At 69.3% G+C, this 18,394-nt stretch carries 18 protein-coding genes; all 18 read left to right on the forward strand.

Features of this window, described 5'->3' with window-relative positions:
- Nucleotides 1–9: 9 nt before the first annotated feature.
- Nucleotides 10–1,134, forward strand: coding sequence for a glycosyltransferase family 4 protein (locus AC3B5T_RS18065; RefSeq protein WP_055474653.1), 1,125 nt, complete (start codon nucleotides 10–12; stop codon nucleotides 1,132–1,134).
- Nucleotides 1,134–1,679, forward strand: a complete 546-nt coding sequence (locus AC3B5T_RS18070) for a LemA family protein (protein WP_488357801.1) — start codon at nucleotides 1,134–1,136, stop codon at nucleotides 1,677–1,679. Before AC3B5T_RS18065 ends, AC3B5T_RS18070 begins: the two co-directional genes overlap by 1 nt.
- A 94-nt stretch (nucleotides 1,680–1,773) precedes the next feature.
- Nucleotides 1,774–2,685 carry a pyridoxal 5'-phosphate synthase lyase subunit PdxS gene (pdxS, locus tag AC3B5T_RS18075; RefSeq protein ID WP_010840930.1) on the forward strand — a complete coding sequence of 304 codons (912 nt, stop codon included), beginning with the start codon at nucleotides 1,774–1,776 and terminating at the stop codon, nucleotides 2,683–2,685.
- 130 nt (nucleotides 2,686–2,815) lie between these two features.
- Nucleotides 2,816–3,682, forward strand: a complete 867-nt coding sequence (locus AC3B5T_RS18080; RefSeq protein WP_010840931.1) for a PP2C family protein-serine/threonine phosphatase — start codon at nucleotides 2,816–2,818, stop codon at nucleotides 3,680–3,682.
- Nucleotides 3,683–3,693: 11 nt separating this feature from the next.
- Entirely contained in the window at nucleotides 3,694–4,461 is a 768-nt protein-coding gene (locus tag AC3B5T_RS18085) for an FHA domain-containing protein (RefSeq protein ID WP_010840932.1), read from the forward strand.
- A 172-nt stretch (nucleotides 4,462–4,633) separates the two neighbouring features.
- Nucleotides 4,634–5,122 carry a helix-turn-helix transcriptional regulator gene (locus AC3B5T_RS18090; protein WP_010840933.1) on the forward strand — a complete coding sequence of 163 codons (489 nt, stop codon included), beginning with the start codon at nucleotides 4,634–4,636 and terminating at the stop codon, nucleotides 5,120–5,122.
- Nucleotides 5,123–5,185: 63 nt separating this feature from the next.
- On the forward strand, nucleotides 5,186–6,040 hold the full coding sequence (locus AC3B5T_RS18095; RefSeq protein ID WP_014926609.1) for an acyl-CoA thioesterase: 855 nt from the start codon (nucleotides 5,186–5,188) through the stop codon (nucleotides 6,038–6,040).
- Nucleotides 6,037–6,657 carry a pyridoxal 5'-phosphate synthase glutaminase subunit PdxT gene (gene pdxT / locus AC3B5T_RS18100; protein ID WP_055474651.1) on the forward strand — a complete coding sequence of 207 codons (621 nt, stop codon included), beginning with the start codon at nucleotides 6,037–6,039 and terminating at the stop codon, nucleotides 6,655–6,657. The genes AC3B5T_RS18095 and pdxT overlap by 4 nt, the downstream gene beginning before the upstream one ends.
- Before the next feature lie 156 nt (nucleotides 6,658–6,813).
- Entirely contained in the window at nucleotides 6,814–7,569 is a 756-nt protein-coding gene (locus AC3B5T_RS18105; RefSeq protein WP_010840936.1) for a YebC/PmpR family DNA-binding transcriptional regulator, read from the forward strand.
- A gap of 101 nt (nucleotides 7,570–7,670) precedes the next feature.
- Nucleotides 7,671–8,240, forward strand: coding sequence for a crossover junction endodeoxyribonuclease RuvC (ruvC, locus tag AC3B5T_RS18110; RefSeq protein ID WP_010840937.1), 570 nt, complete (start codon nucleotides 7,671–7,673; stop codon nucleotides 8,238–8,240).
- Nucleotides 8,237–8,830, forward strand: a complete 594-nt coding sequence (gene ruvA / locus AC3B5T_RS18115) for a Holliday junction branch migration protein RuvA (RefSeq protein ID WP_014926611.1) — start codon at nucleotides 8,237–8,239, stop codon at nucleotides 8,828–8,830. Before ruvC ends, ruvA begins: the two co-directional genes overlap by 4 nt.
- A complete protein-coding gene (gene ruvB, locus AC3B5T_RS18120; RefSeq protein ID WP_014926612.1) occupies nucleotides 8,831–9,919 on the forward strand; it encodes a Holliday junction branch migration DNA helicase RuvB in 1,089 nt (362 codons plus the stop codon).
- 148 nt (nucleotides 9,920–10,067) lie between these two features.
- Nucleotides 10,068–10,448 (forward strand): preprotein translocase subunit YajC, encoded by a 381-nt coding sequence (gene yajC, locus AC3B5T_RS18125; RefSeq protein WP_010840940.1) that lies wholly within the window; start codon nucleotides 10,068–10,070, stop codon nucleotides 10,446–10,448.
- 250 nt (nucleotides 10,449–10,698) lie between these two features.
- Nucleotides 10,699–12,327 carry a protein translocase subunit SecD gene (gene secD, locus AC3B5T_RS18130; protein ID WP_010840941.1) on the forward strand — a complete coding sequence of 543 codons (1,629 nt, stop codon included), beginning with the start codon at nucleotides 10,699–10,701 and terminating at the stop codon, nucleotides 12,325–12,327.
- Nucleotides 12,324–13,520 (forward strand): protein translocase subunit SecF, encoded by a 1,197-nt coding sequence (gene secF, locus AC3B5T_RS18135; RefSeq protein WP_010840942.1) that lies wholly within the window; start codon nucleotides 12,324–12,326, stop codon nucleotides 13,518–13,520. Before secD ends, secF begins: the two co-directional genes overlap by 4 nt.
- A gap of 10 nt (nucleotides 13,521–13,530) precedes the next feature.
- Nucleotides 13,531–15,258, forward strand: coding sequence for an ABC transporter substrate-binding protein (locus tag AC3B5T_RS18140; protein ID WP_055474650.1), 1,728 nt, complete (start codon nucleotides 13,531–13,533; stop codon nucleotides 15,256–15,258).
- Nucleotides 15,259–15,274: 16 nt separating this feature from the next.
- Nucleotides 15,275–15,850, forward strand: coding sequence for an adenine phosphoribosyltransferase (locus tag AC3B5T_RS18145; RefSeq protein WP_014926616.1), 576 nt, complete (start codon nucleotides 15,275–15,277; stop codon nucleotides 15,848–15,850).
- Between the two features lie 108 nt (nucleotides 15,851–15,958).
- Nucleotides 15,959–18,340, forward strand: coding sequence for a RelA/SpoT family protein (locus AC3B5T_RS18150; protein ID WP_055474649.1), 2,382 nt, complete (start codon nucleotides 15,959–15,961; stop codon nucleotides 18,338–18,340).
- Nucleotides 18,341–18,394 lie beyond the last annotated feature (54 nt).

Here is an 18,394-nt window from a genome sequence, read left to right on the forward strand (position 1 = left end):
GGGAGTGCCATGCGAATCGGGATGATCTGCCCCTACTCCTTCGATGTGCCCGGCGGGGTCCAGGCCCATGTCACCGAACTCGCCGACGTCTTCCTCGACCGTGGTCACGAGGTGAGTGTGCTCGCCCCGGCCGCCCGCGACACCGAACTCCCGGAGTACGTCGTCCGGGCCGGGCCGGCGCTGGCGCTCCCGTACAACGGGTCGGTCTCCCGGGTGAACTTCAGCCCGAAGGGCTACCTGCGAATGCGCCGCTGGATCGCCGAGAACGGCTTCGACGTCCTGCACGTCCACGAACCGAACTCGCCGAGCATCTCGATGCTGTCGCTGATGGTGGCGTCGGGACCCATTGTCACCACGTTCCACACAGCCACCTCGAAGTCGTTGTGGCTGAGCGCTTTCCAGGGGATCCTGCGGCCCTACCACGAGCGGATCGCGGGCAAGATCGCCGTGTCCGAGCTCGCGCGCCGGTGGCAGATGGAGTCGCTGGGCTCGGATGCCGTCGAGATCCCGAACGGCATCAACGTCTCGTCCTTCGCCGACGCGGAGCCCCTCGACGGTTATCCGCACCCCGGAGGGACGATCCTGTTCCTCGGTCGCTTCGACGAACCACGCAAGGGCATCGACGTGCTGATGCGCGCGCTGCCCTCGGTCGTGGCGAAGTTCCCCTACGTGCGAGTCCTCGTCGTCGGCGGCGGCAACCAGGCAGCGTTGCGCCGACGGGCGGGGGCGCTCGCCGAGCACCTCGTGTTCCTCGGACAGGTCGACGACGCGACCAAGGCGCGGGCGCTGGCCTCCGCCGACGTCTACTGCGCCCCCAATCTGGGCGGCGAGAGCTTCGGCATCGTCCTGGTCGAGGCGATGGCGGCCGGGGCGGCGGTGATCGCCAGCTCACTGAACGCCTTCCGCCGGGTTCTCGACGACGGCCGGGCGGGACATCTGGTCGAGACGGGCTCTCCGGACCAGCTCGCCGCCGGTCTGGTCGAGCTCCTCGCCGATCCGGAGGCACGTGAGGATCTCGTCGCCGCCGGGCGGGTGCGCGCCGACAGGTACGACTGGTCGCGGGTGGCCGATCAGATCCTCCGGGTCTACGACACCGTCACCGTGGGCGCCGGTCCCGTCGTGGTGTCGGACTGATGGCCACCTGGATCGTTCTCGGCGTCGTGGCCGTGCTGCTCGTGATCGGCTGGGCCCACCACACGGCGAATCGACTCGACCGCCTCAACGTGCGGGTCGACCTCGCCCGCCAGGCGCTCGAATCCAGCCTCGACCGGCGCGCGGTGGTCGTGCGTGCGGTGTCCGCCGAGATGATCGCGGGCGAGGGGACCGCGGGATACCGCAGGTCCGCGGGCGACGACGTCGCCGCGCAGGCGCGGGAACTGGCGCTCCTGGCCGACCTGGCCGAGCGTGCTGCACCGTCGGAGCGTGAGCACGCCGAGAACGCCGTGTCGGCCGCACTGGCGCGGACCGACCCGAATCGCCGATCCGCAGCGCTCGTCGTCGAACTCGCCGACGCCGAGACGCGGGTGATGATGGCGCGTCGTTTCTACAACGACGCCGTGCGCGACACCCGGGCTCTCGCGCAACGCCGGCCCGTCCGGTGGTTGCGGCTCGGCGGACACGCGACGCCCCCGGAGTACTTCGAGATCATCGAGCGCGTCACCCCAGGCCAGGCGGACTGACCCTCGTCAGGGGCGATCGGCCCCTCACCTAGACTGGTGGGGTACCGCCGCTGCGATCGCGGCAGGTCGAGACTGCGACACGAGGAGATCTTCAGTGAGTCACAACGGCGCGACCGTCCCCGAGGTCGGCCAGGGCACGGCCCGGGTCAAGCGCGGCATGGCAGAGATGCTCAAGGGCGGCGTGATCATGGACGTCGTGACCCCCGAGCAGGCGAAGATCGCCGAAGACGCCGGTGCGGTCGCGGTCATGGCGCTCGAGCGGGTGCCCGCCGACATCCGCGCCCAGGGCGGCGTGTCCAGGATGAGCGATCCGGACATGATCGACGGCATCATCGCCGCGGTGTCCATCCCGGTGATGGCCAAGGCCCGCATCGGTCACTTCGTCGAGGCGCAGATCCTGCAGAGCCTGGGTGTGGACTACGTCGACGAGTCCGAGGTCCTGACGCCGGCCGACTACAGCAACCACATCGACAAGTGGGCCTTCACCGTGCCGTTCGTGTGCGGTGCGACCAATCTCGGTGAGGCCCTGCGCCGGATCACCGAGGGTGCGGCGATGATCCGCTCGAAGGGTGAGGCCGGCACCGGCGACGTGTCCAACGCGACCACGCACATGCGCAAGATCCGCGACGAGATCCGCCGGCTGACGTCTTTGCCGAAAGACGAGTTGTACGTCGCGGCAAAGGAGTTGCAGGCGCCCTACGACCTCGTCGTCGAGGTGGCCGAGGCCGGCAAGCTGCCGGTCACGCTGTTCACCGCAGGCGGGATCGCCACCCCGGCCGACGCCGCGATGATGATGCAGCTGGGCGCCGAGGGCGTGTTCGTGGGATCGGGGATCTTCAAGTCGGGCAACCCCGCACAGCGCGCCGCGGCGATCGTGCAGGCCACCACCTTCCACGACGACCCCGATGTGCTCGCGAAGGTCTCGCGCGGTCTGGGCGAGGCGATGGTCGGCATCAACGTCGACGACATCCCGCAGCCGCACCGCCTCGCCGAGCGCGGCTGGTGAGGATCGCGACCAGATCGTAGGTGGTCAGACGGACCGCCGTCCGCCGCGGCGCCCCCGCCCAACACGCCGAGACCGAACAGTCGACATGCGTAGCGGGTCAGGGGCTCCGCGGCGGTAGTATCTGCTGATCATGGATGCGGCGACCATCGTTCGAGACGCCTCGGTCTCGGGCACACACATCGTGGGTGAATTGCGGCTCGAGTGGTCGGCCGCGTGCAACGTGGGGCGAGTCCGGGAGACCAACGAGGACGCGGCTCTCGCGCTGCCGGGGATGTACCTGCTCGCCGACGGCATGGGCGGACACGACAGCGGTGAACTGGCCAGCGAGGCGGCACTGCTCACGCTGTCGGAGGCCACCAGCGCCGGTGACCTCAAGGCAACCCAGCTGCAACTCGACGACCTGCTGCTCGCCGCCCAGCGCCGCATCGGGGAGATCGACACCGAGACCGAGCGCCGCGCGGGCACCACCGCGACCGGCATCGTGCTCGTCACCCACGAGCAGAGCCCCCACTGGCTGGTGCTCAACATCGGCGACTCGCGGACCTACCGCTTCCAGAACGGGTCGCTCAACCAGCTCACCACCGACCACTCGCAGGTGCAGGAATTCATCGACGCCGGCTTCCTCACTCCCGAGCAGGCCCGAACCGACCCGCGCCGCAACGTGATCACCCGTGCGCTGGGTGCGGGCATGGTCGATCCGGTGGCTGACTACTCGAGCACGCCGGCCTTCCCCGGCGACGTGCTGCTGCTGTGCACCGACGGCCTGACCGGAGAGCTGCCCGACGAGGAGATCGGTGACATCCTGCGCAACGCGGCCGACTCCCAGCAGGCGGCCGAGCGACTCGTCGACGCCGCGCTGGCACTCGGCGCACACGACAACGTCACCGTGATCGTGGTGACCGTCCACGAGTCGGTACCGACCCTGACGATGCCCGCGCTCGACGATTCGGCGCCGGGAGAGGCCGCCGGACAGGCACCGGCCCCCGACCCGAGCTGATCGGAGAGCTGATGACCACGGGGCAGGACCGAGCCGCGACCCCCGCAGAACCGGGCGACGCCGCGCTCGATGCCGGGGCGACCTACGTCGAGTACTGCGGCGAGCGCATCGCCCTCGACGCCGACCGCCGGTTCTTCATCGGGCGTGAGGCAGATCTGTCGATCGACGACAATCCCTACCTGCATCGGCGATTCCTGGTGATCCACAACGAGAACGGGCTGTGGTGGCTCACCAACCTGGGTACGCATCTGTCGGCGAGCGTGTCGGCGGGCGACGTCGGGTTCTCGGCGACGCTGGGCCCCGGTGCGCGGATGCCGCTGGTCTTCGGTGAGACGACCATCGTCTTCACCGCCGGCCCCACCACCTACGAGCTGAGCCTGTTCGCCCGCGCCCCCCAGGTGAAGTCGGTGACGCGTCCGGAATACAGCGGGGGACACACCACGCAGGGGGTGCCGACCCTCACCGAGAGTCAGAAGCTGCTGATCATCGTGCTGGCCGAGGAGATCCTGCGACGCGAGGGGACCGGCGCGAGTGCCATCCCGTCGTCGGCGCAGGCGGCCCGCCGGCTGGGGTGGCCGCTCACCAAGTTCAATCGCAAGCTCGACAACGTCTGCGACAAACTCGATCAACTCGGGGTGAGCGGAATGCGCGGCGGGGGTGGCAAACTCGCCAGCAACCGCCGGACCAAACTCGTGGAGTACGCGGTGTCGTCGCGCATCGTCACCCGCGAGGATCTCCCGCTCATCGACGCCGAGGCGGCACGCAACGCCGCCGGCTGAGTCCGGTGTCTCATCACTGCCCGTCTGACCTGCGGTTTCGTGGTGGGTAGTTCTCCCCACGGGTAGGGGAGTTCTCCCCATCGACCACCCGGGCGAAAGCTCATAATCTTCATCTCATCGCCGGGACAACCCGGGTGACCACCGGAAGACAATGAGTGAAGAGGAAGCACACATGACTGCGATCGCCCACCAGGCCCCCCAGCACCTGCGCTCGGTCAGCGCTCGTCGCGATGCGGAGGCCATCGCGCGCCGGAAGGAAGCACTGGCGCGTCTCGCAGCCCGCCGGATGCCGTTGCCCGGCCACCAGATCCAGCCGTCGCGCGCTGGTCAGCCGCTGGCACTCGGACATCGTCCGGGACATCCCCACCTGCACCGGGCGGTCACCGTGCCCGCCGCCGAGATCCCCGAGGTGGCAGCGTCATCGGTCGATCGGGCCAAGCCCAATCTCACCTCGCGCGAGGTCGAGGTCCTGCGCACCTGGATGCTGGTCGATTCCAAACCCGCTGTGGCACAGGAGCTCTACATCTCCCTCGGCACGGTCAACACCCACCTCACCCGCATCCGTGCGAAGTACGCCGAGATCGGCCGTCCGGCCCCGACGAAGGCGTCGCTGGTGGCCCGGGCCATCCAGGACGGGATCATGACGCTCGACGAGCTCTGATCGTCGCCGGCGCTTCGGTGGGCAGGGGAGTCCCCACCGGGGTCGTGCGCGATACTGGTCTGCGTGGCAGCCATCGAGGACATACTCCAGGTCGAGCAGATCGAGACCGACATCTACCGCGGCGGTGCGTTCCCGAGCCATCTCCGGCGGACCTTCGGCGGACAGGTCGCCGGACAGTCGCTGATGTCGGCGACCCGAACGGTGTCCGAGGAGTTCGACGTCCATTCCCTGCACGGCTACTTTCTGCGTCCCGGTGACCCGGACCGCCCGGCGGTGTTCCTCGTCGACCGGATCCGGGACGGGCGCTCGTTCGTCACCCGGCGGGTGACCGGCGTCCAGAACGGTGAGGCGATCTTCACCATGTCCGCGTCGTTCCACGTCCGCACCGACGAGGGTTACGAGCATCAGGACCGCATGCCTCCCGCGCCGCAACCGGACGAATTGAACGACCGCCTGGACGAACTGGGCGCGGAGGAACGCGCGGTGTTCAAGGAGTGGGCCAACTTCGACCTGCGCATCGTGCCGCGGGAGAAGATGGTCACGTCATCGTATTTCGCTGCGCAGCAACGGGTGTGGTTCCGCTACCGCCACCGGCTGCCCGACGACACCGTCTTCCACGTCGGCACCCTCGCCTACATGAGTGACATGACCCTCCTCGGGTCTTCGCGGGTGCCGCACCCGGAGTCCAACCCGCAGGTCGCCTCGCTCGACCACGCGATGTGGTTCATGCGGCCGTTCCGCGCCGACGACTGGCTGCTCTACGACCAGACGTCGCCGTCGGCGGGGTCGGGCCGAGCGCTGACCCAGGGACGGATCTTCGACATCCGGGGCAGACTCGTCGCCGCGGTCACCCAGGAGGGGCTGGCCCGCACCGGCCGCGCGATGCCTGCCGACCAGCACGCGCGGACCGATCGGTGAGCGGGCCGAGCCGACCGCGTATCGGGGTCCTCGCCCTGCAGGGCGACGTGCGCGAACACGTCTTCGCATTAGAGGCGGCCGGCGCCGACGCCGTGGCCGTCCGACGACCGGCCGAACTCGACGAGATCGACGGGATCATCATCCCCGGCGGTGAGTCGACGACGATGAGCAAGCTGCTCGGCATCTTCGATCTCTTCGACCCGCTGGCGGAAAAGCTGTCCGACGGACTGCCGGCCTACGGGTCGTGCGCCGGCATGATCATGCTCGCGTCCACGATCCTCGACACGCGGCCCGACGCACGCCATCTCGATGCCCTCGATGTGACGGTGCGGCGCAACGCATTCGGTCGCCAGGTGGAGAGCTTCGAGACCGACCTCGAGTTCACCGGCATCACCGACACCGACGGCGCCGCGCCCATGCGCGCGGTGTTCATCCGTGCGCCCTGGGTCGAGACGATCGCCCCCGAGGTCGAGGTGCTGGCGCGCGTTCCCGACGGCCCGGCGGCCGGACGCATCGTCGCGGTCCGCCAGGGGAACGTGCTCGCGACGTCGTTTCACCCAGAGGTGACCGGCGACCGGCGCGTACATGAATACTTCGTGGAGATGGTGCGTCGGTAAGATCGTGCCGAACCAGCGGTAGACCACGAGCCCGGCACGCCGGGAACAATCCACCAGGGCGCCCAACCGACAGGGCGACCGAGTAGAGCCAGGAATGCGCCGGATGCGGGCCGCGGCCCGCCGCACGTGCCGGCGCCGGGAAAGGAATCGACGGACATGAGCGGCCACTCCAAATGGGCCACCACCAAGCACAAGAAGGCGGCCATCGACGCCAAGCGCGGCAAGATGTTCGCCAAGCTCATCAAGAACATCGAGGTGGCGGCACGGACCGGCGGCGGCGACCCGGCGGGCAACCCCACGCTGTTCGACGCCATCCAGAAGGCGAAGAAGTCGTCGGTCCCCAACGACAACATCGAGCGCGCGCGCAAGCGCGGCGGCGGTGAAGAGGCCGGCGGCGCGGACTGGCAGACCATCATGTACGAGGGCTATGGCCCCAACGGGGTGGCCGTCCTCATCGAGTGCCTCACCGACAACCGCAACCGCGCGGCGGGCGAGGTCCGGACCGCGATGACGCGCAACGGCGGCAACATGGCCGATCCCGGCTCGGTGTCCTACCTGTTCACCCGCAAGGGAGTGGTGACGCTGGAGAAGAACGGGCAGAGCGAGGACGACGTGCTGATGGCGGTGCTCGACGCGGGCGCCGAAGAGGTCACCGATCTCGGTGATTCCTTCGAGATCGTCAGCGAGCCAAGCGATCTCATCGCCGTCCGCAGCGCCCTCCAAGAGGCCGGGATCGACTACGACTCCGCCGAGGCGAGCTTCCGCGCGTCGGTCGAGGTGGCGGTGGACGCCGACGGTGCCCGCAAGGTGTTCAAGCTGATCGACGCGCTCGAGGACTCCGACGACGTCCAGAACGTCTACAGCAACGTCGACATCAGCGACGAGGTCCTCGCCGAACTCGAGAACGACTGACGCCGAGACCCCGCGCGGTGTGTTGATCACCGGACTTGTCCGTCCTCCCGGATAAGATCTCGAACAACTGTTCGCAGAACACGATGCCTGGGAGGGTACGAGTGCGCGTCATGGGCGTCGATCCGGGTCTGACCCGGTGCGGTATCGCGCTGGTCGAGTCGGGTCGGGGCCGAACGGTGACCGCCCTCGACGTCGACGTGGTGCGAACCCCGAGCGACATGGAACTCGCCGAGCGGCTGCTCGCGATCTACACCTCCGCGTGTCACTGGCTCGACGTCCACCAGCCGGATGTGGTGGCCATCGAACGGGTCTTCGCGCAGAACCAGGTGTCCACCGCGATGGGGACCGCGCAGGCCGGCGGCGTCATCGCGCTCGCGGCGTCGCAACGTGATGTCCCGGTCCGATTCCACACCCCGTCGGAGGTGAAGGCGGCGGTGACCGGCAGCGGGCGCGCCGACAAGGCGCAGGTCACCGCGATGGTCACCCGGATTCTCGGCATGCAGACCAAACCGCGTCCTGCCGACGCCGCGGACGCGCTGGCGCTCGCGATCTGTCACTGCTGGCGCGGACCGATGATGGAACGGATGGCCGCCGCGCAGAAGCAGGCCGACGCGGCCGCGGCCCGTCACCGCGCGCGGGTGGCCCAAGCACGAGAGGGGAGTCGCGCATGATCGCGTCAGTCCGCGGACCGGTGCTCGAGATCGCCCTCGACCACGCCGTGATCGACTGCGGAGGAGTGGGTTATCGCGTGCTGGCCACACCCGCGACACTGTCCCGGCTCCACCGGGGCGACGAGGCGACGCTGCTGACCTCGATGATCGTCCGCGAGGACTCGATGACGCTCTACGGCTTCACCGAACCCGACGCCCGTTCCCTCTTCGCGCTCCTGCAGACGGTGACCGGCGTCGGTCCGCGACTGGCGATGGCCACCCTCGCGGTCCTCGAGCCCGATGCGCTGCGCCGCGCGCTCGCCGAGTCCGACACCAAGGCCCTCACCTCGGTTCCGGGTATCGGCAAGCGGGTGGCCGAACGGCTCTGCGTCGAACTGCGGGACAAGGTCGACCGGCCCACCGGCGAGCCGTCGGGCGGTGTCACGGTCGTCGGCGGCATCCGCGATCAGGTGGCCGAGGCCCTCGTCGGCCTCGGGTTCACGCCCGGCCCCGCCGAGAAGGCGGTCACCGCGGTACTCGCCGAACACCCCGATGCCGACGCGTCGACGGCGCTCCGGCACTCGTTGTCGCTGCTGGGAAAGGCGTCCTAGATGACCGAGGACCCGGACTACGTCGACGATCGCGACGTGAGCGCGATGCCGGTGCGGTCCGACGGTGACCTCGACGCCGGACTGCGGCCCCGATCGCTCGCCGAATTCGTCGGCCAGCCGCGCGTCTGCGAGCAACTCGAACTCGTGCTCCAGGGAGCCAAGGGTCGCGGCGGGACCCCCGATCACATCCTGCTGTCGGGTCCGCCCGGGCTCGGCAAGACGTCGCTGGCCATGATCATCGCCTCGGAGATGGGCGCCGCGATCCGCGTGACCTCGGGCCCGGCACTCGAGCGAGCCGGCGATCTCGCGGCCATGCTCTCCAATCTCGTCGAGGGCGATGTGCTGTTCATCGACGAGATCCACCGCATCGCGCGGCCGGCCGAGGAGATGCTCTACCTGGCGATGGAGGATTTCCGGGTCGACGTCGTGGTCGGCAAGGGCCCGGGTGCCACCTCGATCCCGCTGGATGTCGCGCCGTTCACCCTGGTCGGTGCGACGACGCGGTCGGGGTCGCTGACCGGTCCGCTGCGCGACCGCTTCGGTTTCACCGCGCACATGGAGTTCTACGAGCCGGAGGAACTGGTCCGGGTGTTGCGCCGGGCGGCGGCGATCCTCGGCATCGAACTGCGCGACGACGCCTCCGGCGAGATCGCCCGCCGCTCACGCGGCACCCCCCGCATCGCGAACCGGCTGCTGCGTCGGGTTCGGGACTACGCCGAGGTGCGCGGCGACGGTTCGATCACCGTGGAGGTCGCCCGCGCGGCCCTCGCGGTCTACGACGTCGACGAGCTGGGGTTCGACCGACTCGACCGGGCCGTGCTGGACGCCCTGATCCGCGCCTTCGGCGGCGGTCCGGTCGGTGTGTCGACGCTGGCCGTGGCGGTCGGCGAGGAGCCGGCGACCGTCGAGGAGGTCTGCGAGCCGTTCCTGGTGCGTGCGGGCATGATCGCCCGGACGCCACGCGGGCGGGTGGCCACGGCAGCCGCCTGGCATCACCTCGGTCTCACCCCGCCGGCAGGTGCGATGAACGCCACCTTCGGGGTGCGTCCGCGCGACGTCGCCGCGGAGACGTTGTTCGACGACCTCTGACCCCACCGGCACCACCTGCGGGGATGACCTCCCCGCAAGACGTGGCACACTGTGTGGAGCACAGCTGAGCTGATGCTGCCCGGATCCGTCCGGACAGGCCGCTCGCTCACGCCGTACATCCCGATACCCGAAGGATTGACTCGCACTCATGGACGCTCTGCTCTTCCCGCTCCTGCTCGCCCTGCTCGCCGGCTTCATGTTCCTGTCGATGCGGAAGCAGAAGAAGCGTGTGGCCGAGATGCAGGAGATGCAGAACTCGGTGTCCACGGGCACCCGCGTCCAGCTGACCTCCGGGCTCTTCGGCACCGTGATCGACGCGAGCTCGCCCGACGTCGTCGACGTCGAGATCGCGACCGGTGTGGTCACCCGCTGGAACCGGCTGGCCGTCATGCGTGTCGTCCCCACCGACGAAGCCGCCGCCACCTATGCGGGCCATGTCGCACCGGAGATCGACTCCGACGACTACGACGTCGACTCGGTCAGCCTGGACAAGCCTGCCACCGACGACGCACGCGACACCGACAAGTAAGCCGAATCCGCGCCGCGTCGGTTCACGACGCGGCGCGCCCACCTGCCCGCGCGGCCGCCCTGGACCTCCTCTGGTGTGTCCCGGACACCGGGCCGATGGTGGCCGTGCCGGTCGAGATGCCTGTCGGCCGGTTGACGCTCTCAAGGAGACCTGAACAGCTGTGACAACTCCCTCTCGGACTTCGGGGAAGGGCCGGACTGCAGGGAAGCGGTCGCGACCGGCTCGAGAGATCCCGCCGTGGCGCCCGCTCGTGGCCTTCATCGGCCTGCTCGCGGTCGTCTACGGACTGATCTTCTTCACCGGCCCACAGACCATCGAACCGAAGCTCGGTATCGACCTGCAGGGCGGTACGCGCGTCACCCTGACCGCGCGGACCGAAGACGGTAAGGCTCCGACCCGAGAGCAGCTCGACCAGGCCAAGCAGATCATCGAACAGCGTGTGAACGGACTCGGTGTCTCCGGTTCCGAGGTCGTCGTCAGCGGTGACAACCTGATCATCACGGTCCCGGGCCAGGACGGCGCTCAAGCCCGCTCCCTGGGCCAGACGGCGCGCCTGTATGTCCGGCCGGTGGTCGGGCAGCCCGTCATGGCGACCCCGCAACCGCCGAAGCCCGAAGGCGCCGACGATCAAGCGGACGCCCTGCCGACCGAGGCCGCGGCAGCCGCGATCGACGAGCAGCGCAAACTGCGTCAGGCCCCCGCGAACGCGAGCCCGCAGCAGCTCGAGGCGCTTCAGCAGCAGATGGCGAAGATGGACTGTTCGCCGACGGCCAACGATCCGCTGCTGGGCAACGACCGCCCCGACCAGTACCTGGTGGCCTGCTCGACCGACGGCTCGGAGGTCTACCTTCTCGGCCCGGAGATCATCGACGGTCGCGACATCAAGAACGCGAACGCCGGAACCGACCCGCAGACCGGCGAATGGGTGGTGACCCTGGAGTTCGAGGGCGAGGCCGCGAGCTTCTGGCCCCGGTACACCGCCGAGCAGGCGCCCAACCGGACCCAGACCGCGTTCACCCTCGACTCGCGCGTCGTGTCGGCGCCGGCGATCAACGAGCCGATCCCGGGCGGTCAGACCCGGATCAGCGGCGGCAGCGCCAGCCCGTTCACCGAGTCGTCGTCGAACGAGCTCGCGAACGTGCTGAAGTACGGTTCGCTGCCGTTGTCGTTCACCGCCTCCGACGCCGAGACGATCTCGGCGACCCTGGGTCTCGCCTCGCTGCAGGCCGGTCTGATCGCCGGACTGGTCGGCCTGATCGCGGTGTTCATCTATGCGCTTGCCTACTACCGCATGCTCGGCATCCTGACAGTGCTGTCACTGGTCCTCGCGGGAGCGATGGTCTACGGCATCATCGTCCTGCTCGGCCGCTGGATCGGGTTCACGCTCGACCTGGCCGGTATCGCGGGTCTGATCATCGGTATCGGTATGACCGCCGACTCGTTCGTCGTCTACTTCGAACGAATAAAGGACGAGATGCGCGAGGGTCGCAGCTTCCGGTCCGCGGTGCCCCGCGGCTGGGCGAGCGCGCGTCGCACCATCTGGTCCGGTAACGCGGTGAGCTTCATCGCCGCCGCCGTCATCTACATCCTGGCGATCGGCGAGGTCCGCGGATTCGCGTTCACCCTGGGTCTGACCACGATCCTCGACGTCATGGTCGTGTTCCTGGTCACCCATCCGCTGGTCGTCTACGCGAGCCGTTCGACGTTCCTGTCGAAGCCGAGCGTCAACGGACTCGGGGCGATCAGCGAGGTCGCCCGCCAGCGTCGCGTGGCCGCGCACCGGCAATCGGGTGCGAGTCCCGCCGCCGGGTCCGCCGCCGCGACGGCCGACGCCGATGACACCACGGACGCCACTCGGGAGAAGGGGACGGTGCGATGACCGGGCCGGACAACAAGGCAGCCGGCGACTCGGCCGTCCTCGACGCCGACAAGGCGCAGGCCGGCGCGGACGCCGACTTCGTCGCCGACCGCGACCGGTCGTTCCTGTCCCGGCTCTACACCGGTACGGGTGCTTTCGAGATCGTCGGACGCCGCCGGATGTGGTACGGCGTGACCGCGGCGATCCTGTTGATCTGCCTGGCCTCGATCGGTATCCGCGGGTTCACCCTCGGCATCGACTTCGAGGGCGGTACCCAGATGTCGGTGCCGGTCGTCTCCTCGGAGATCACCGCCGAATCCGTGGAAGAAGTCGTCACCGCAGCCCTGGGTGAGGCGCCCGAGTCGGTGCAGACCGCGGGCGCCGGTGGCAGCCAGACGATCCAGGTGCGCACCGAGACACTCGACCTCGCCGAGGCGGAGTCGGTGACCCGCGCGCTCGCCGACGAGTTCGGGCCGGAGCTCGCACCCGCCGAGGTGAGCATCTCGGATGTGAGCTCGACCTGGGGCAATGAGATCACCGAGCGGATGCTGATCGCGCTTGCCGTGTTCCTGGTCATCGTCTTCGTCTACATCGCGGTGCGATTCGACCGGGAGATGTCCGTCGCGGCGATGGGGTCGTTGTTCTTCGACCTGGTCGTGACCGCCGGGATCTACTCGCTGGTCGGCTGGGAGGTCACGCCGGCGACCGTCATCGGTCTGCTCACGATCCTCGGCTTCTCGATCTACGACACCGTGGTGGTGTTCGACAAGATCTCCGAGAACACCCGCTCGGTCCTGCAGACCACCCGGCGCACCTACGCCGAACAAGCCAATCTCGGCGTCAACCAGACCCTGATGCGGTCGATCAACACCACGGTCATCTCGGTGTTGCCGATCATCGCGCTGATGATCATCGCGGTCTGGCTGCTCGGGGTGGGCACGCTCAAGGACCTCGGCCTCATCCAGCTGGTCGGCGTGATCGTCGGCGCGTACTCGTCGATCTTCCTCGCCGCGCCGCTCCTGGCGACGCTGAAGGAACGTCGACCCGACGTCGCCCGGCACACCGAGAAGGTCCTTCGGCGTCGCGCCGCGGTCGAGGCCGGCGTGCCGGTCGGCGACGCGCGACCGGTGCGGACCCACCGTCGAGGCGAGACCGTCGACACCGACGACGCGGACCGGGCGGTCCCGACCGGCAAACGCCGCCGCAACCGCTAGTCTCACCGACGTGACCAGTCGGAGCCGGGAGTTCGTCAGGATCCTGAGCCTCGTCGTCGGGCTCGTCACGGTCGCCGGGTTGCTGACGGCGTGCGGCGACGACGGACCCCCGACCATCGACTACGTCGTCGACGCCCGGATCTCGACCTACAACGCGAACACGGTGGGCGGCAACGCCGATGGCGTGCTCATGGCGACCACCCGGTTGCTGCCGGGTTTCAGTCTCCTGGGCCCGGCCGGTCAGGTCATCCCGGATCGTGACGTCGGCACGGTCACCCAGGTGCCCGGCCGGGTCCCGACCCTGCGGTACGAGTTCCACCCCGAGGCGACCTTCTCCGACGGAGTGGCCCTCGACTGCGACGACCTCCTCCTGGCCTGGGCGGCGATGAGTGGACGCCTTCCCGGGTTCACCCCGGCGACCACCGCGGGCTACCGGGACATCGACTCGGTGGACTGCGCGGCCGGCGACAAGAGCGCGACCGTGACCTTCGCGCCTGGACGTGAGTACCGGAACTGGCTCTCGCTCTTCGGCGCCGGCGCGATGGTGCCGGCACACGTCGTGGCCCGGGTGGCGGGACTCACCGACGTCATCGACCCGATCCGCGCCATGGACCGGGCCGCCATCGGGCGTATCGCAGACGCGTGGAACACCGGCTTCGATCTGACGTTCGGCCGGGTCGACCACGCGCACTACCCGGCGTCCGGGCCCTATCGCATCGACCGGTACTCGCGATCGGGCGGTCTGGTCCTGGTGCCCAACGAGACCTGGTGGGGAGACAAGCCCGAGACCTCGCGCATCGTCGTCTGGGGTCGCGGCACCGACGCGACCCGCCGGCTCCCCGAGGGCCGGTTCGACGTCGTCGACGTGACGGCGGGCCTCGTCGACGGCGATGTGGCCGGCTCGGCGGGTGCTGCCGGCCCGGCGTCGCCCGCACGGGCACTCGGGGTGGAGGAGCTCGTCCTGGCCGGTCGCGGCGTCTTCGGTGATGTGCGGATGCGCCGTGCGTTCGCGTCGTGTGTGCCGCGTGCCGACCTCGCGCGCGACTTCGGGGCGGGTGCGCAGATCTGGAATCTCCGTGTGCTCTCACCCGCGGACAATCTCGCCGGGCAGATGAACACGGAGTTCGGTCAGGCCTACCAGCGGCCCGACATCGAACGGGCGCGGGGACTCGTGCGGTCTGCGACCGGTCAGGGCGCGGGTGTGGATCCGGCCACCGGTGAGACGACCGCGTCCGGAGTCGCGCCGCGGACGGTGCGCATCGGCTATGTCGCACCGACCCCGCGATGGGAGCAGATGACCGCCGCGATCGCGGCATCCTGCCGCGCCGCCGGCCTCGTCGTCGACGACGTCTCTTCCCCGGAGCTCGGTCCCGATGCGCTCGGGCGCGACGCCGACGTCCTGATCGTCGCCGGTGGCGCGTCGTTCGCCGCGGCCGGGGCCGCCGACCCCAGCCGCGACGCCTACGCCCTGCGCGGAGGCGACCCGCTGAATCTGTCCGGCATCCGGGAGCCGATGGTGAGCCGGGGAGTCGACCAGCTCGCGACGACCGTGTCGGCGCCCGATCGTCTGCGTCTGGCCCGGTCCATCGAGAACGCGACCTGGGCGACGATGCCGTCGGTGCCCCTGTTCGCGGCACCGCGGGTACGGCAATGGAAGGATCGGGTGGGCAACGTGGTGGCCGGCATGGGCCGCGACGGCACCGGATGGAACATGGATCGGTGGACGATCCGTGGCTGAGCAGGGGAGTGAACCGATGGGTGGTGTCGTGCCCGAACGTACGGCGGAAGCGGTCTCGCGAGCACGGGCGGCCATCGCCGAACATGCCCGCCTCGTCGACGACTTCCCTGCTCCCGGAATCGCTTTCAAGGATCTGACGCCGGTTCTCGCCGACCCGGAAGGGTTGTCGACGATCGTCACCGCGCTCACCCACGGCTGCACGTCGATCGATCTCGTGGCCGGTATCGACGCGCGCGGGTTCCTGCTGGGCGGTGCGGTGGCGCGTGAACTCGAGGTCGGGGTGCTCGCGGTGCGCAAGGGAGGCAAACTGCCGCCGCCGGTCATCGCGATCGACTACAGCCTCGAGTACGGACAGGCCACGCTCGAGATCCCGGCGAACGGTCTGAACCTGTCCGGCCGCCGCGTGCTGCTCGTCGACGACGTGCTCGCAACCGGCGGAACTGCGGTCGCCGCGGCCGAACTGCTGCACCGGGCGGGCGCACACGTCGTCGGGGTCGCGGTGATCATGGAACTCGCCGGTCTCGGCGGTCGGGACACGATCGCACGCGGGCTCGGACCGGACGTTCCCGTCCACGCGGTCGCGCTGGACTGACGGCGTCGACACGATGCCGGCCGGCGCGCGACTAGAATCGACTGAGCGCGCCCGGGCAGGCCGGACGGCTCGCCGTGTGGCGGCAGACAACCGTGAGGAGGACCGCTGATGCCCGATGAATCCGACACGGCGCAGCGCGGCGTGACCCCCGCGGAGACCGCCGGGACGACGACCGAGAGCGCCGACCGGGCGAGCGGATCGGGCGCGGTGGGCTCCATCCAGCCCGGTGCGTCCTCGTCGGCCTCGCGCCGGGTGCGCGCACGACTCGCCCGCCGCATGACCGCCACCCGCAGCCAGGTCCGCCCCGTGCTCGAACCCCTGGTCACCCTGCACCGCGAGATCTACCCGAAGGCCGACGTCGCGCTGCTGCAGCGCGCCTACGACGTCGCCGACGAACGGCACAGCGGCCAGAAGCGCAAGTCCGGCGACCCCTACATCACCCATCCGCTGGCGGTCGCCACGATCCTCGCCGATCTGGGTATGGACACCACGACCCTCATCGCGGCGCTGCTGCACGACACGGTCGAGGACACCGGCTACTCCCTGCCGGCACTGGAGGCGGACTTCGGGCCGGAGGTCGCCCATCTCGTCGACGGCGTGACCAAGCTCGACAAGGTCGCGCTCGGCAGCGCCGCGGAGGCCGAGACCATCCGCAAGATGATCATCGCGATGGCGCGCGATCCGCGTGTTCTGGTCATCAAGGTCGCCGACCGCCTGCACAACATGCGCACGATGCGCTTCCTGCCGCCGGAGAAGCAGGCCCGCAAGGCGCGCGAGACCCTCGAAGTCATTGCGCCGCTTGCGCATCGGCTCGGTATGGCGACGGTCAAATGGGAACTCGAGGATCTGTCGTTCGCGATCCTGCACCCCAAGCGCTACGAGGAGATCGTCCGGCTCGTGGCCGATCGCGCGCCGTCCCGCGACACCTACCTCGCCCGGGTGCGTGCCGACATCAACAACGCGCTGTCCGGCGCGCGCATCAACGCGACCGTCGAAGGACGTCCCAAGCACTACTGGTCGATCTATCAGAAGATGATCGTCAAGGGCCGCGACTTCGACGACATCCACGACTTGGTGGGGATGCGCATCCTCTGCGAGGAGGACCGCGACTGCTACGCCGCCGTCGGCGTCGTGCACTCCCTGTGGCAGCCGATGGCGGGCCGCTTCAAGGACTACATCGCCCAGCCTCGGTTCGGTGTCTACATGTCGTTGCACACCACCGTGATCGGACCCGAGGGCAAGCCCCTCGAGGTGCAGATCCGCACGCACGAGATGCACCGGACGGCCGAGTTCGGGATCGCCGCGCACTGGCGCTACAAGGAGAACGGCTACCGCAAGTCGGGCAAGAAGTCCGACACCGCCGAGATCGACGACATGGCGTGGATGCGTCAGCTGCTCGACTGGCAGCGGGAGGCCGCCGATCCGGGTGAGTTCCTCGAGTCCCTGCGCTACGACCTCGCCGTGCGCGAGATCTTCGTGTTCACGCCGAAGGGCGACGTCATCACGTTGCCCGCCGGGTCGACGCCGGTGGACTTCGCCTACGCGGTCCACACCGAGGTCGGGCACCGATGTATCGGGGCGCGCGTCAACGGCCGACTGGTCGCGCTGGAACGCACGCTCGAGAACGGCGAGGTGGTGGAGGTGTTCACCTCCAAGGCGCCCACCGCCGGCCCGTCGAAGGACTGGCAGACCTTCGTGGTCTCGCCCCGCGCCAAGGCGAAGATCCGGCAGTGGTTCGCCAAGGAACGCCGTGAGGAAGCGCTCGAGGCCGGCAAGGACGCGATCGCCAAGGAGGTCCGCCGCGGTGGACTCCCGCTCCAGCGGCTCCTCAGTGCGGAATCGATGTCGGCGATCGCGCGCGAACTGCGCTACACCGACGTGACCGCCCTGTACACCGCGGTCGGCGAGAACCACGTCTCCGCACGCCACGTCGTCAACCGGCTGGTCGCCTCACTGGGCGGCATCGAGGACGCCGAGGAGGCGATCGCCGAGCGGTCGACGCCGTCGACGATGCCGACGCGGTCGCGGCAGGGCGGCGACGCGGGCGTGATGGTCGACGGCATCGACAACGTGGTGATCAAGCTCGCCAAGTGCTGCACCCCGGTGCCCGGCGACGACATCCTGGGGTTCGTGACCCGCGGCGGTGGCATCAGCGTGCACCGCACCGACTGCACCAACGCCGAATCGCTGCGGCAGCAAGAGGAACGCATCCTCGACGTGTCGTGGGCCCCGTCGCCGGAATCGGTGTTCCTGGTGGCCATCCAGGTGGAGGCCCTCGACCGTCACCGCCTGCTGTCGGACGTCACCAAGGTGCTCGCCGACGAACGCGTCAACATCCTGTCCGCATCGGTGACGACGAGCCGCGACCGGGTGGCCATCAGCAAGTTCACCTTCGAGATGGGCGACCCCAAGCACCTCGGCCACGTCCTCAACGTCGTACGCAACGTCGAAGGCGTGTACGACGTCTACCGGGTCACCTCGGCCGCCTGATCGCAGCGCGGACCGGGCCGCACCGGGAGAACAAAACCCCCGCTCCCCAATCCG

The sequence above is a fragment of the Gordonia sp. G4 genome, assembly GCF_057770005.1.